The organism is Flavobacterium sp. P21 (assembly GCF_050632225.1).
GTDB lineage: Bacteria > Bacteroidota > Bacteroidia > Flavobacteriales > Flavobacteriaceae > Flavobacterium.
Map to the genome: position 1 here is coordinate 4,187,038 of NZ_CP192585.1, position 14,462 is coordinate 4,201,499.

The following is a 14,462-nucleotide window of genomic DNA, read 5'->3' on the forward strand; positions in this document are numbered from 1 at the left end:
AAAAAAGCATTGGATTATAATTTATCCGTTACAAACAACACCAGTAATCCTTTTGGTTATGCAAGGCAAAGTTTTTTATTTAACGGACAAGTAAAAGACGGATTTTTTATTCCACATGAAAATGAAACTGGCTGGTGGTGGCAAGGCGAAAATGCCCGTTTAGCCTCACTTGCAACCTGCCGCAATAGAAGGAGCAAAAGCTACCTCTATTCAAAAAAACAACAATACAAAAAAATCACTTGATATTTTCGCTTCACAGCAATTGTCTTGGATTTTAGGATGCAATCCATATTCTGTTTGCTTTTTGTATCAATTTGGAGAAACAAACGTTCCATACATGCATTCTAATTATGGCCATGGATCTGAAAAAGGCGGTATTTCAAATGGAATTACTGGAAAAGAAGGCAATCCCGATGGTTCAGGAATTGAATTTAATATGGATGTAGAAGGAAATGACGAATGGCGCTGGACAGAACAATGGATTCCGCATTCAGCATGGTTTTTACAAGCTATAACGGCTATGGTTGAAAATTAAAAATCAGCAAATCATAACATCTAGACTAAATGAAAAATTCAATTATAATCATCACTTTATTTCTGACAACTTTTTTATTTCAGACAAATTGCGGCGCTCAAAAATCAAAAAAAACAAGATTCAAGGCCTTGGTTTTATATGAAAATGGCGGTCATCATTTGGCTTATACCAAAGCCGCAAAACCTTGGCTGAACAAACTAGCAATTGGCGGCAGTTTTACAATTGATTATATTGAAAACACAAAAACGATAAATGAGAAGCTTTTAAAACAATATCAAGTTTTTATACAACTTGATTACCCGCCTTACACTTGGAGCGAAGAATCGATGCAGGCGTTTCAAAAATATATGAATAGTGGAAAAGGTGGCTGGGTGGGTTTGCATCATGCCACTTTGCTTGGCGAATTTGACGGCTATCCAATGTGGAAATGGTTTTCCGATTTTATGGGCGGCATAAAATTTGTCAATTACATTCCGGATTTCGCGAATGGAAAAGTAACTATTGAAGACAAATCACATCCTGTCACAAAAGGAATTCCAACTGATTTTCTAATCAAAAAAGAAGAATGGTATATTTACGACAAAAGCCCAAGGCAGAATGTTCATATATTGGCATCAGTTGACGAATCGACTTATGATCCCGATTCAAAAATAAAAATGGGCGATCATCCTGTTGTTTGGACCAATAATCATTTTGCATCACGAAATATTTATATTTTCATGGGACATTCTCCTGAATTATTCGAAAATGAAGCTTATACTACTCTTCTTAAGAATGCAATTTTTTGGGTCATGAAGAGAAACTGAAGATTTTCTTTACATTGTATCAAAAAAGAAAACTAAATCCCTTATTTGATTTGGAGGAAAAACCATCCTCAAACTTTTTGATTTCATTCAACAAATATTGTTCATACTGTTTTTTCATAAAATCTCTAAAAATTTGAATATTATCCTCGTTTCTTGTGTCAATTAAAGCTTGAATATACTCTTGTTTGTCTTCACTGTTAACAATTCCTAGTGGAAGATCATAAAACGCCTGGATATAGTTCATAAGCAGACGAGAAGTCCGTCCATTACCATCGTAAAATGGGTGAATACTAACGAGATTAAAATGTGCGTCAAATGACAAATACAATTTTTCGTCAATTGACAAATCATCTTTCATTTTTTTATTGATAAAAACTACTAGTTCATTTGTCAATCTTTCAACTTTATCATAATTAGGAAAATAAGAAATTCCCGCTGTAACATTTCCTTTTCGAAACATTCCTTTACTTGCATCAACTTCGCCTAGAATAGTATTATAAATCCCTCCAGTATTTTTCATCACATAAGCATTAATCTCATTAATTAATTCAGTAGTGACAGCTGTTTTATTTCTTGCTTTTTCAATAATGAAATGAAGGGCTTTAAAATGATCGGTAACCATCAAAGTATCATTAAGTGGCTTCCCTTTTGGTGTTAAACCGTCATCTAATAAAATTTGCGCCTCTAATTCTGTCAAAGTTGATCCTTCGATTTTTGTAGAATGGTGGCTTATTGAAATCAGATTAAATTTCTCGTAATGCAATACATCAGTAATTCTTAAACTATTAAATTTTGCTACCAAAGATTCCATTTTATAGAATTTAGAATAATTGATTATAAAAATACGATTCTAAATTTATAAATACATAAAAATCGTAAACAAGAAATCAACTATGAATGTATAAAAACAAGAAAACCCGCTAAAAAGCGGGTTTCACAAGTGAACGCAGAAGGATTCGAACCTTCGACCGCCTGCTTAGAAGGCAGGTGCTCTATCCAGCTGAGCTATGCGTCCATTTCTTTTTAAACTTATGGCAAAGTTTTGTCGGGGTGGCAGGATTCGAACCTGCGGCCTCCTGCTCCCAAAGCAGGCGCGATAACCGGGCTACGCTACACCCCGAGGCAAAATTTAAGCGGAGAGACAGGGACTCGAACCCTGGCGACGGTTACCCGTCGACAGATTAGCAATCTGCTCCATTACCGCTCTGGCACCTCTCCTTGCTCAAGGAATTGCTTCCGTTTTGCGAGTGCAAATGTATAACAACATTCCATATCTCACAACTATTTTTTTGAGTTTTTTTAGTTTTTTTTCATCTTTTTTCAAAACCTCTTCACAATCAAACAAATAGAATTAACATAAATTTGACCTTAAATTTAAAATCTGCCCTATGCAAGGTAAAATTTGAATTTATTCAAATAAAGAGTAAATTTGCTTTATTAACTATTATACACAGAAAATGAACAAAAGAGTTGTTATCGTTTCTGCCGTTAGAACACCTATCGGAAGTTTCATGGGAGGGTTATCTACCGTACCTGCACCAAAATTAGGCGCTGCCGCTATAAAAGGCGCCCTTCAAAAAATTAACCTAGACCCAAAATTAGTTGATGAAGTTTTTATGGGCAATGTAATTCAGGCAGGCGTTGGGCAAGCTCCAGCGCGTCAAGCGGCGCTTTTTGCTGGTTTATCTGAAGAAGTTGCCGCAACAACAGTAAACAAAGTTTGTGCTTCTGGAATGAAAGCTGTGATGTTTGCGGCGCAAGCAATTGCATGTGGAGACGCTGAAATTGTAGTAGCTGGCGGAATGGAAAGCATGAGTTTGATTCCACATTATGTGCAAATGCGTGCTGGAAACAAATTTGGTCCAGCAACTATGTTGGACGGAATGCAAAAAGATGGTTTGACAGATGCTTATGACAACAACGCAATGGGAGTTTGCGCTGATTTGTGTGCGACTGAATACAACATCAGCCGTGAAGAGCAAGACGCATTCGCAATTCAATCTTATGAAAGAAGCGCTAAAGCTTGGGATGCTGGAAAATTTGACAACGAAATTGTTCCTGTTGAAGTGCCGCAAAGACGTGGCGAACCAATTATTTTTTCAAAAGACGAGGAATACACTAATGTTAAATTAGACAAAATTCCATCTTTAAGTCCTGTTTTTACAAAAGACGGAACTGTAACTGCCGCAAACGCTTCAACAATCAACGATGGAGCAGTTGCTTTAGTTTTAATGTCTGAAGAAAAAGCAAATGCTTTAGGCTTAAAACCTCTAGCATATATAAAAGGCTACGCAGATGCTCGCACAAGAGCCAAAATGGTTTACAACAAGTCCGGCAAAAGCATTACCAAAAGCTCTAAACAAAGCTGGGATTTCAATTTCAGATGTTGATTTCTTTGAATTCAATGAAGCTTTCTCTGTAGTTGGTTTAGCCAATGCTAAAATCTTAAATCTTGATAACGACAAAGTAAACGTAAACGGTGGCGCTGTTTCTTTAGGGCATCCTCTTGGAGCCTCTGGCGCGCGTATCATCGTAACTTTATTAAATGTTTTAGAACAAAACAATGCTAAAATTGGAGCCGCCGCAATATGTAATGGTGGCGGAGGAGCATCTGCAATTGTTATTGAAAAGGCTTAAAATAATACTTAAAATTAGGAGTTATTAATTACTTTTAACTCCTAATTTTTCAACTTATAAATTACCATAAATGTTCGGAATTTGCAATCTTGCCATAGTACCTGTTAGAGCTGAACCAAGCGACAGAAGCGAAATCACTACACAGCTTTTATTTGGAGAACATATCGAAATTTTAGAACGCCATAATCAGTGGGCTAAAATAAGAATTCAATTTGACGACTACGAAGGCTGGGTCGATTCAAAACAATATCAGGTAATTTCAAAAGAACAATTTGACCAATTAAGCAAAGAAGCCATAATCTTGAATGCCGATTTAATTGATTATATCACGGCACCAAATAATTTATTGCTTCCTATTCCGCTTGGAGCTTCTTTATCATTTTTAAATAACAACGAAATCAATATTTCAAATTTTGATTTCGAAGGAACCAAAACCAGCGGTATAAAACCAAAAAGCGCCATAATAAGCACTGCCTTTATGTATTTGAACGCGCCTTATCTTTGGGGCGGAAAAACACCTTTTGGCATCGATTGTTCTGGCTTTACACAAATGGTTTACAAACTAAATGGCTACAAAATTCACCGTGATGCTTCTCAACAAGCGTTAGAAGGAGAATCTTTGAGTTTTATTGAAGAATGTGAGCCGGGGGATTTAGCTTTTTTGACAATGATGAGGGAAACATCATCCATGTCGGAATCATAATGGAAAATAATTACATCATTCACGCAAGTGGAAAAGTTCGTATTGACCGTTTAGATCATACCGGAATTTATAATCCTGAAATAAACAAGCACACTCATAAGCTTCGTGTTATCAAAAAAATTATCTGATTAAAGTACGCGGATAAAACAGATTCGCTTTGCGAAAACGCGGATTTACACGGATTTTTTATTTTTTAGTACTTTCTGTGAAATAAAAAAGCCTAAAAATTAGCGTAAATTCGTGAATTCGTGGCAAAAAAGGCTTAAGCACTCAATCGAATCGACTTTCTAAACTCAGAAGGACTATTTCCCTTTTGTTTCTTGAAGAACTTATTAAAGTGGCTTTCATCTGTAAAACCAAATTCATAAGCAATTTCATTGATGCGTTTGTCGCTGAATTGCAAACGATGTTCAATCAGTTTCGTTTTGTAATTGCTGATATATTGTTGCATCGTTTCATCGGCATGTTTTTTAAAATAGCGTCCTAAATACGTATTCGAAATTCCGAAATAATCACTAATGGATTCTGCTTTTATTTTCTCTGGATAATAAATATTGGTCTGGATATATTGCAAAATATCCATTGCTTTAGCTTCAGTTCCCACATTTACCTGTTCCGGCAAATATTTAGCAATATTTCTGGCAACAATAATAATAAGTGTATTTACCAATTGCTGAATCAATTCCTGATTGTAAACATCTTTATCCTGATGTTCACGACAAATAGCTTCCACCATCACCTTCACCAAACATTTATCGGCGTCGTTTTTTAAAATACAACCCGGCTGATGATTCGCATTCTGTAAAATATATTCCAATCGCTGAATATTTTCATTCTGCAAACTGGAATTCTTCAAATAAATATCATTAAATCTTAAAAAGAAAAACTTCGTTTTGGTCTCAATCGTAAAATTGTGACAATCCTCCGGAGTTAATAAAAACATATGTCCGGCATCATACTCAAAAATATTTTTGTTGATGCATTGCCTTCCTGTTCCATTTAAAATGTAAACCAATTCAAAGAAATTATGACGATCTCCAACATCCGGATATTCATCTAAAGTTTCAAAAGAAACGGTAAACGGTTCGTATAAATTTTCTTTTTTCATGACCCTTAAATTATTTGAAGTTGCAAATTTACATAAAAAAGACAAATATATACAAGTTTACACTCTTAAAAATGGTATAATTTTGCCAAGTAAAATTTAAGATTTAAAAATACAACATTATGGAATATAGAAAATTAGGCAATTCAGAACTTCAATTATCAACTATTACATACGGCGCATTTGCCATTGGAGGAAATATGTGGGGCGGAAATGAAAAAGCAGATTCAATCGCTTCAGTTCACGCATCAATCGACCACGGTGTTACTACAATCGATACCGCTCCTTTTTATGGTTTCGGTCTAAGCGAAGAAATGATTGGTGAAGCAATTAAGGGCCAAGATCGTTCAAATATTCAATTACTTACTAAATTTGGTTTGATTTGGGACGGAAGCAACAACGGAAAAGGCGATTTCTTTTTTGATGCCGACGATAACGGCAAAAAAGTTCCGATTTACAAATATTCTTCAAAAACAAACGTAATTAAAGAAGTTGAAGAAAGCTTAAAACGCCTTCAAACAGACTATATTGATTTACTGCAAATTCACTGGCCAGATTCCACAACTCCAATTTCTGAAACTATGGAAGCTGTTGATACTCTTATCCAACAAGGAAAAATCAGAGCTTTTGGTGTAAGCAATTATAGTATTCCACAAATTCAAGAAGCGCAAAAAACAGTTCAAATCGCTTCGAATCAGGTTGCATACAGCATGTTAAATCGTAAAATTGAAACCGATTTGATTCCGTTTACAGTTGCAGAAAACATCGGAATTATTGCTTACAGCCCGATGGAAAGAGGTTTATTGACAGGAAAATACTTCACAGACAGCAAACTAAAAGAAAACGATCACAGAAATGGTTATTTCGGGCAATTTGATCTTCAAAAAGTAAAAACTTTAATCGAAGAATTAAGTTCTTTGGCAAATACAAAACACATTTCGATTTCGCAATTAGTTTTGCGCTGGACAACATTACAAAAAGGAATTTCAATAGTTTTAGCAGGCGCAAGAAATGCAGAACAAGCTATTTCAAACGCCAAAACAATGGATTTCGATTTATCAGCTTCTGAATTGGAATTTATTAATCAGGCAATTTCAAAAATAAAATAATTCTCTTTTTAAACACATAGAAACATAGTCCTTAGTGATCGTCAAAGGCGTTTCACTTGCATAAATGCACATAGTTTACGCAATCTTGTCATTCCGAGGAACGAGGAATCTCCGCGAGAAACTCTACAAAGATTGGCAACTCACTATGCGGAGTTACTTGCGAAGATTCCTCGTTCCTCGGAATGACAAACCTTGAAAATCTATGTGTTAGAAACTAGTTTCTTTCAATTCCCTTTTAACGAAAGAAAAATCTATGTTTCTATGTGTTTAAAAAAATCTCAAAAAATTAAATAAGAACAATTTGGGTGTGTCCCTCTGGGTCGGGCTATCCGTTGCAATCTTTTGTGCCGAACCCCGGCACAAAAGGATTTCCACTACTATCCCTCACACATCCGTTTTCAAAAGAAACAATAATTAAAATGAAAAAGATATTTATAATTAACGGCGGACAAAAATTCGCTCATTCAGGGGGAAAATTCAATCAAACAGTTCAGGACTGGACAGTTGAATTTCTTTCAAAAAACACAAATTACGAAATCAAAACAACGCATATCGAAAACAAAATCGATCTTCAGGAAGAAGTTGAAAAATTCGTTTGGGCAGATTTGATCATTTATCATACACCGGTTTGGTGGTTTCAAATCCCGAATCTTTTCAAAAAATACATCGACGATGTTTTTACGCAAGGACACAACAACGGAATCTACAAAAGCGATGGAAGAAGCCGTGTAAATCCAGATATCAACTATGGAACGGGCGGACTTTTACACGGAAGAAAATACATGCTTACCACAAGCTGGAATGCTCCTGCAACTGCTTTTACACTTCCAGGAGAATTCTTCGAAGAAACTTCTGTAGATGACGGCGTAATGTTTGGCTTTCACAAAATGAACAAATTCACCGGAATGGAAAAACTAGACGGTTTTCATTTTCATGATGTTGAGAAAGGCGCTACAACAGAAAATATCCTTACCTTTAAAGAACAGTATACCAAACACTTAGAAGAAACCTTTAAAACTTTATAATTATGATATCTATCACTGCCATCATTAAAAGTAAAAAGAGAACATTCAACAACTTCAAAGTTTATTGAATAATCTGGTAACCGAAACCCGAAAAGAAGTAGCCTGTATACGCTATGATCTTCACCATTCTGAAAACGTTTTTATAATCTGGGAAGAATGGAAAGACCAAGAAGGCCTTGATATCCATAACAATCAATCCCATTTACAAGATTTTATCAGCAAAAGCGAAAATTTTGTTTCTGCCCCTATTCAGGTTTACAAAACAGCACAAATTTTATAAGAGTTAGCCACGAATTGCTTCGCCTGTTCGCTATCGCTCGAGTCACGAATTATTTTAAATGCTTTGCGCATAGATTTTAAAAATAAATTCATGAATTCGTGGCTATAAAATTATTCAGAAAAAAGCTAAATTGCCTAAAATTCAGAAACATATATTTTATGAGCAAATACCATCTTGCCGAAATTAATATTGCCAAAATGAAAGGCGTCGACATCAACGATCCGATCATGAAAGAATTTGTAGATAATTTAGATGCTGTAAATACTTTAGCTGAAGAAAGCGAAGGTTTTGTTTGGCGCTTAAAAGACGAAACTGACAATGCTACAAGTCTTAATCCGTACAATGATGAACAAATTATCATCAATGTTTCCGTTTGGGAAAATATAGAAACATTGGAACATTATATGTACAAAACATTTCACAGTGACTTTTTAAGACGTAGAAAAGAATGGTTTCAAAAATTCGGAAAAGCCCACACCGCCATGTGGTGGATTCCAAAAGGACATATTCCTACTCTAGAAGAAGCAGTAGAAAAATTAGATTATCTTCAAAAAAACGGGCCATCAGAACTTGTTTTCGATTTAAGAAACAAATACCAGATGCCCGTTAACGCATAGTTTTTTTCGCCACGAATTACACTAATTTTACCAATTTTTCTTTTCTAAACTAAAAAATTAATTTGTGAAAATTCGTGAAATTCGTGGCAAAAACAATTATTTAATTCCTCCAAAAGCGCCAAAACACATATTTTTATGCAAAATTTCAACTTTTGAAAAACCAACTTTTTTCATCAAATCCAATTGGTAATTCATCGATCTAGGCGAATCTTCTTTTTCAATATAATCTAAAACTTTCTGACGATACTCCGCCCCTCCTATTCCTTCCAAATATTCTCCATAACGCCGCCAGGTATATTCGTTCAATAATTCTGTGTCTTGCGTGATTAAATCCGAAATCATTAAACAGCCTCCCGATTTCAATAATTTAAACAACTTTATAAAAATAGTTTCCCAATCGCCATCATCTCTTAAATGATGCAAAACGGCACCAGCCAAGATAATATCAAAACTGTTTTCTTCTAAATCTACTTCACGAATATCTCCTTGTTTGATCTCGACTTTTCCATTAGTCTCTTCTGAAACCCTCTCAAAAGCACGATTTAACATTGGCAAACTCAAATCGACTAAAGTGCAATTTAAATCTGGCACTTTTGACAACATTTTTAAAGTATAATTTCCTGCTCCACAGCCCACATCCAATACATTCTTAGCATTTGGAACAATGCGTTTTGAAGCTTCAGTTATTAATTCCAAAGAAATAGTCGCGTCTATTGTAGCAACTTGTCCTGTTTCTAAATTTGAAAAGCGTTCGACATCATTGTCAAATCTTTCTTTAATTTCTTGAATAGTTGATTTTTTCATGGTCTTTTGTTTTTTTAAATTTTTCACGCAGATTTAAAAGAGATTAAAGCAGATTTAAAAATGATTTTCTTTTTACTCTTTATGCAAATAAAAAAATTTGCTTCGATCAGTTTAAATCTGCTAAATCTGCGAGAAACTTTTTTCTTTTTCTTTAATCTCTCGCAGATTAAGCAGATTGAGCTAATCTTTTTGCTATTATATGATTGGGATATTATTATGATTAAGATGATTTATCTAAAAATTAATAATCTGCTTTATCTGCTCAATCTGCGAGAGAATTATTTTTTTATCAAAACTACCTCTTTCATAAATACTTTAAAAATACTATTTTTATCAATTAATAATACTTTAAAAGTATCATGGAATTACGTCACCTAAAATATTTTCTAGCTGTAGCCGAAGAACTACACTTTACCAAAGCATCAGAAAAACTTTTTATTTCACAACCTCCGCTGAGCCGGCAAATAGCAGAATTAGAAGAAGAACTTCAAGCCAAACTTTTCATCAGAAATAATAAAAAAGTCGAATTGACTGAAGCTGGAAAATATTTCGAAAAAGAAGTAAAAGACCTTTTTCAGAATCTGGAACGCATTTCATTAAAAACAAAAAAGATTGCAGAGAACGTTTCGGGCGAATTCAGAATCGCTTATATCAGTTCCATTTATTCTGGCGTGATTTCCGATTTAATCAAACATCTAAAAACACAGTTTCCGTACGTAAATTTCAAACTTTTTGAAATTTCAACCACCAAGCAAATCAATGCTTTGGAGCAAGGAAAAATCGAAATGGGAATTATCCGTTCGCCAATTCAGTCGCCTAAAATAAAATCCGATTTATGGTTTCAAGATGGATTTTCGTTGGTCTACAATAAAAAATCACTTCAGATAAAATCGGAAAATGATATTTTAAAATTGAAAGACGAAACATTCGTTTTCTTTAACAAAGATTACGCACCTCATTATCATGAAGTTTTGCTGGAATTGTGTGCCTTTTATGGCTTTACGCCGAAGATCATTCATGAAGCTAACAACATTAATTCAATTGTACAATTAGTAAAGAATGGATTAGGTATTTCGATTGTTCCTTCTAACATTGCAAGAAATAATCAAGATCCTGAACTCGGATTTATCGAATTAAAAAAAGTCAATTTAAAAACCGATGTTTCAATTATTACTTCGAGAGAAGATGAATCTGAAATCACTCGATCTGCTGTTGCGTTTTTATTGCCACAAAGACGCTAAGACGCAAAGTCTTTTTCTGCCACAGATTATAATGATTAAAAGAATTTCTCTCATTTTTGTCATTTCTGTAAAGGTTAGATATTTCGGTAACAAAATTTAAATTTAATAAATTTTGTTACGATGAGAAATAATAGTCAAGATTGTACATTAGAGAGGAACTATTTAGAGAAATATCGTTTCTTGATAAAAGAATATGAGCAGGTGAAAAACAAAACTCATCCACTTTATAAAAAGGCGATGGATTTTTACACAGCAAATGACACGTGCAGAAAAAGTTTCTTAAAGTATTATAATCGCTATAAACAGAGTGGGAAATCTCAGGATCTATTGCCTCAAAAGCGAGGTCCAAAATATAAAACCCGACGTCCTTTGCCTTTTATAGAACAAAAAGTAATCGAATTAAGAGAAAAAGGAAACAACAAATATGAAATTGTTAGTATCTTAAATCCCAAATTAGGAAAACATGCACCATCATATTCTGGAGTTTATAATATTTTAAAAAGGCATAAAATAAATAGATTAACTCCGAAGATTAAAAAGAATCATCAGAAAATAATCAAGGAAAGAATGGGACAGCTGGGTCATATTGATTGTCATTATTTAAGTAAAAGCATAATTCGTGGAGAAAATAAAAAACTCTATTTAGTCTGTGTAATTGATGATTACAGCCGGATTGCCTGGGCAGAATTAGTTCCAGACATTACCAGTTTAACAGTGATGTTTGCGTCATTAAAATGCTTAAACATCCTAAGCAGTCATTATGAAATAAAATTTGAAGAGATATTATCTGATAATGGAGCTGAATTTGGACCTAAAACAAGCAAAGTCAAAAATAACCATCCATTTGAAAGAATGCTGATGGAATTAGGAATCGTGCACCGATATACAAAACCTTACCGTCCACAGACAAATGGTAAAGTAGAGCGGTTTTGGAGAACTCTGGAAGACGATTTATTAAGAGACACGGATTTTGATTCTCAAGAAGAGCTAAAAGAAGAATTATTACAATATTTATATTATTATAATCACGAAAGACCACATCAGGGAATCGATGGAAAAAAGCCAATTGAAATGATAAATCCGTTACCGAAATAAGTGACTTTTACAATTTCGACGAAGGAGAAATCTCCACGAAAAGCTCTACAAAGATTGGCTTATAGCAACGGAGCTACTTGCTAAGATTTCTCCTTCGTCGAAATGACAAACTTTATGAGAAACATCTGCAGAATCTGCCTAAATCTTATAAAATCTGCGTGAAATAAAAAACTTAGCGCCTTAGCGCCTTCGTGGCCATAACAAAAATTCGTTACAATTTAGTACAGAAATCCACATCAGAAAAAGAGAACTTTTAAATATCTTAGCAAATTCAAATTCTACAATAAAATCTCAATATAAAATGGCCGAGCAATCTTCAATTCAGTGTCCAAACTGCGGAACTCCTATCGATGTAAATGATGTATTAAAACATCAATTGGAAGATAGTATTCGTAAAGAATTCCAACAAAAAGCCAATATTCAAAACCGTGAATTAGAGCTTAAAAATGAGCAATTCGAAAAAGCCAAAGCCGAATTTGAAGCCAAAAAGAAACAAGAAAACGAACTTTTTGCTGAACGTTTGGAACGCGAGAAAAAACAGCTGAAAAAGAAATTTCTGAAAAGCTAAAAGCCAAACTCGAAGAAGAGAACAAAGATCGTTTGCTTTTAATGGAAAAAGAACTCTCTGAAAAATCAGAAAAAATCAGAGAATTAAATAAAATGGAAGGTGAAATCGCCAAACTTCAGCGCGAAAAACTGGAAATGAAAGAAGCGATTCAGGCCGAAGCCGAAAAGCAGTTAAACGCGCAATTGGCTTTGGAACGTGAAAAAATCAGAAAACAAGAAGACGATAAAAACGAGTTAAAATTCAAAGAACTTCAGAAACAGCTGGAAGAACAAAAAAAGCTGACGGAAGAAATGAAACGCAAGCAGGAACAAGGTTCGATGCAATTGCAAGGCGAAGTAATGGAATTGGCGATTGAAGAATGGCTTGCCAACAACTTCCCTCTCGACAGTATTGACGAAATTAAAAAAGGAGCTAACGGTGCCGACTGTCTTCAAGTGGTAAACACAAGAGAACATCAAAATTGTGGTTCTATTTATTATGAAAGTAAAAGAACCAAAGCGTTTCAGCCGTCTTGGATTGAGAAATTCAAAAATGATATTAGAACCAAAAGAGCCAATATAGGGGTTTTAGTAACCGAAGTTATGCCATCGGGAATGGATCGAATGGGCATGCGCGACGGAATCTGGATTTGTACGTATGAAGAATTTAAAGGTTTGAGTGCGGTTTTACGTCAGTCGCTTATTCAGATTAATCAAGCCGTTCAGGCGCAGGAAAACAAAGGCGATAAAATGTCGATGTTATATGATTTCTTGACTAGCAATGAATTCCGTTTACAGATTGAAGGTATTGTAGAAGGTTTTACACAAATGCAAAATGATCTGGAATCGGAAAAAGAGCGATGCAGAGAATCTGGAAACAGCGAGAAAAACAAATCGAAAAAGTGGTTCATAATACGTTAGGCATGTACGGTTCGATTCAGCGGCATTGCCGGAAATGCGGTTCAAAGCGTGAAAGCTTTGGAATTGGATTTTATTGAAGAAGAACCTGAAGACGAAGAACCTAAAGAATTGTTTGAGTAATTTTAATTAAAAAAATAAAAGCTCTCGCAGATTTTGCAGATTGAGCAGATATTTTTACTGCCACAGATTTTACAGATTAAATAGATTTTTTCTGCTTAATCTGCAAAATCTGCGAGAGAAATAAAAAAATCAATCGACTTTCTTAAAAACAGCCAATTTCCCCGAAGGATTTGACAAAATCAATTGATTATTTCCAATAGAATAAGTAGTTGTACTCTGCAAGGCTTTAGTAAATTCTCCTTCTTTATTCCCTTGCGGACAAGCCATAAGCGTTGAAATTACTTTTGTAAAACGCAACAAATCTTTTTCATAAAAAATAGAACCGCTGATGGCGTTACAGCCTCCATAACCCGAAAATCTATTTTCGCTCGAATTGATTTCAATTCGAGGCATTTCTTTCTGAAAATCGGTTGCAAAAACTTTATAACCGTTTAATTCTTCCAAAACCCAAATATCATGAAGACGATAATCGGTGATATATTTACCGCATCCGCTCAGTTTTTTCATTTCTAATTCCGAATTATTTTTGATTTCTACTTTTACACTATAAGGCGAAATCGCTCCAGACATAGAATCTTGGCAATCCAACTGTTGAATTGTAATTGTTGCCGAAGTCGTTTCATTACTTACTCGGTACATTTTCACATTAGCATCCATAGCTCTAATCGCATCAACGGCAGGAAAAGTGATTTTTTCTTTTCCTGGAATTAAAGATGTAAAGACAATCTCCTCATTTCCTATATTGACTCCCCAAAACGGTTCATTTCCAGTTCCTTTAAAATAATATTTTAAATCTTCTTCTGTAGAAGTTGCTGAAGTTATTCCAGCAGATTCTTTGTTTGCTGTCGTTTTACAACCCATTACTAAAATGAATAACAACAATATTAAAAGTATTTTTTTCATGAGATTTTAGTTTAA

Annotated in this window: 13 protein-coding genes, 3 tRNA genes and 3 pseudogenes; 12 read left to right on the forward strand and 7 right to left on the reverse strand. The window is 34.5% G+C overall.

The genetic code is table 11. The features are described from left to right. Positions 1 to 9 precede the first annotated feature (9 nt). The 3 genes from ACQ9BO_RS20960 to ACQ9BO_RS20970 are packed head-to-tail and all read left to right on the forward strand — an operon-like array spanning position 10 to position 1,341. Positions 10 to 243 carry a hypothetical protein gene (locus tag ACQ9BO_RS20960; protein ID WP_431242320.1) on the forward strand — a complete coding sequence of 78 codons (234 nt, stop codon included), beginning with the start codon at positions 10 to 12 and terminating at the stop codon, positions 241 to 243. Positions 244 to 262: 19 nt separating this feature from the next. Further along, the gene (locus ACQ9BO_RS20965; RefSeq protein ID WP_431242321.1) at positions 263 to 535 is read left to right on the forward strand and encodes a hypothetical protein; all 273 of its coding nucleotides are present in this window, start codon (positions 263 to 265) and stop codon (positions 533 to 535) included. A 29-nt stretch (positions 536 to 564) separates the two neighbouring features. Further along, positions 565 to 1,341 (forward strand): ThuA domain-containing protein, encoded by a 777-nt coding sequence (locus tag ACQ9BO_RS20970; RefSeq protein ID WP_431242322.1) that lies wholly within the window; start codon positions 565 to 567, stop codon positions 1,339 to 1,341. Between the two features lie 19 nt (positions 1,342 to 1,360). On the opposite strand, the gene ACQ9BO_RS20975 is transcribed toward ACQ9BO_RS20970, so the two are convergent. The 4 genes from ACQ9BO_RS20975 to ACQ9BO_RS20990 all read right to left on the reverse strand — a co-directional run bounded on the left by ACQ9BO_RS20975 (position 1,361) and on the right by ACQ9BO_RS20990 (position 2,559). Then, a complete protein-coding gene (locus tag ACQ9BO_RS20975) occupies positions 1,361 to 2,152 on the reverse strand; it encodes a Fic family protein (RefSeq protein ID WP_431242323.1) in 792 nt (263 codons plus the stop codon). Positions 2,153 to 2,282: 130 nt separating this feature from the next. After that, positions 2,283 to 2,356 (reverse strand) — tRNA-Arg (locus tag ACQ9BO_RS20980). A 30-nt stretch (positions 2,357 to 2,386) separates the two neighbouring features. Next, positions 2,387 to 2,461, reverse strand: a tRNA-Pro gene (locus ACQ9BO_RS20985). Between the two features lie 14 nt (positions 2,462 to 2,475). Beyond that, positions 2,476 to 2,559, reverse strand: a tRNA-Ser gene (locus ACQ9BO_RS20990). Positions 2,560 to 2,798: 239 nt separating this feature from the next. Here ACQ9BO_RS20990 and ACQ9BO_RS20995 point away from each other — a divergent pair. Next, a pseudogene (locus ACQ9BO_RS20995) lies at positions 2,799 to 3,978 on the forward strand (acetyl-CoA C-acyltransferase). A 70-nt stretch (positions 3,979 to 4,048) separates the two neighbouring features. Continuing rightward, positions 4,049 to 4,809: pseudogene (locus ACQ9BO_RS21000) on the forward strand (NlpC/P60 family protein). Between the two features lie 134 nt (positions 4,810 to 4,943). Here the strand turns inward: ACQ9BO_RS21000 and ACQ9BO_RS21005 are convergent. Next, positions 4,944 to 5,789, reverse strand: a complete 846-nt coding sequence (locus tag ACQ9BO_RS21005) for an AraC family transcriptional regulator (protein ID WP_431242324.1) — start codon at positions 5,787 to 5,789, stop codon at positions 4,944 to 4,946. 119 nt (positions 5,790 to 5,908) lie between these two features. Here ACQ9BO_RS21005 and ACQ9BO_RS21010 point away from each other — a divergent pair, with 119 nt between their 5' ends. The 4 genes from ACQ9BO_RS21010 to ACQ9BO_RS21025 all read left to right on the forward strand — a co-directional run bounded on the left by ACQ9BO_RS21010 (position 5,909) and on the right by ACQ9BO_RS21025 (position 8,817). Then, positions 5,909 to 6,895 carry an aldo/keto reductase gene (locus tag ACQ9BO_RS21010; RefSeq protein ID WP_431242325.1) on the forward strand — a complete coding sequence of 329 codons (987 nt, stop codon included), beginning with the start codon at positions 5,909 to 5,911 and terminating at the stop codon, positions 6,893 to 6,895. 419 nt (positions 6,896 to 7,314) lie between these two features. Further along, the gene (locus ACQ9BO_RS21015; protein ID WP_431242326.1) at positions 7,315 to 7,920 is read left to right on the forward strand and encodes an NAD(P)H-dependent oxidoreductase; all 606 of its coding nucleotides are present in this window, start codon (positions 7,315 to 7,317) and stop codon (positions 7,918 to 7,920) included. 64 nt (positions 7,921 to 7,984) lie between these two features. Continuing rightward, positions 7,985 to 8,200 (forward strand): putative quinol monooxygenase, encoded by a 216-nt coding sequence (locus ACQ9BO_RS21020; RefSeq protein WP_431242327.1) that lies wholly within the window; start codon positions 7,985 to 7,987, stop codon positions 8,198 to 8,200. 158 nt (positions 8,201 to 8,358) lie between these two features. After that, entirely contained in the window at positions 8,359 to 8,817 is a 459-nt protein-coding gene (locus tag ACQ9BO_RS21025; RefSeq protein ID WP_431242328.1) for a DUF3291 domain-containing protein, read from the forward strand. A 96-nt stretch (positions 8,818 to 8,913) separates the two neighbouring features. Here the strand turns inward: ACQ9BO_RS21025 and ACQ9BO_RS21030 are convergent, their stop codons facing one another. Beyond that, the gene (locus tag ACQ9BO_RS21030) at positions 8,914 to 9,621 is read right to left on the reverse strand and encodes a class I SAM-dependent methyltransferase (RefSeq protein WP_431242329.1); all 708 of its coding nucleotides are present in this window, start codon (positions 9,619 to 9,621) and stop codon (positions 8,914 to 8,916) included. A gap of 359 nt (positions 9,622 to 9,980) precedes the next feature. Between ACQ9BO_RS21030 and ACQ9BO_RS21035 the strand changes: the two genes are divergently transcribed. From ACQ9BO_RS21035 to ACQ9BO_RS21045, 3 genes and pseudogenes are all read left to right on the forward strand, one after another. Continuing rightward, positions 9,981 to 10,862, forward strand: coding sequence for a LysR family transcriptional regulator (locus tag ACQ9BO_RS21035; protein ID WP_431242330.1), 882 nt, complete (start codon positions 9,981 to 9,983; stop codon positions 10,860 to 10,862). 120 nt (positions 10,863 to 10,982) lie between these two features. Next, positions 10,983 to 11,957: an integrase core domain-containing protein gene (locus ACQ9BO_RS21040; RefSeq protein WP_431241922.1), complete on the forward strand. Its 975-nt coding sequence runs from the start codon at positions 10,983 to 10,985 to the stop codon at positions 11,955 to 11,957. A 301-nt stretch (positions 11,958 to 12,258) separates the two neighbouring features. Further along, positions 12,259 to 13,544, forward strand: a pseudogene (locus ACQ9BO_RS21045) (DUF2130 domain-containing protein). Between the two features lie 129 nt (positions 13,545 to 13,673). On the opposite strand, the gene ACQ9BO_RS21050 reads toward ACQ9BO_RS21045, so the two are convergent. After that, entirely contained in the window at positions 13,674 to 14,447 is a 774-nt protein-coding gene (locus tag ACQ9BO_RS21050; RefSeq protein WP_431242331.1) for an META domain-containing protein, read from the reverse strand. Positions 14,448 to 14,462 lie beyond the last annotated feature (15 nt).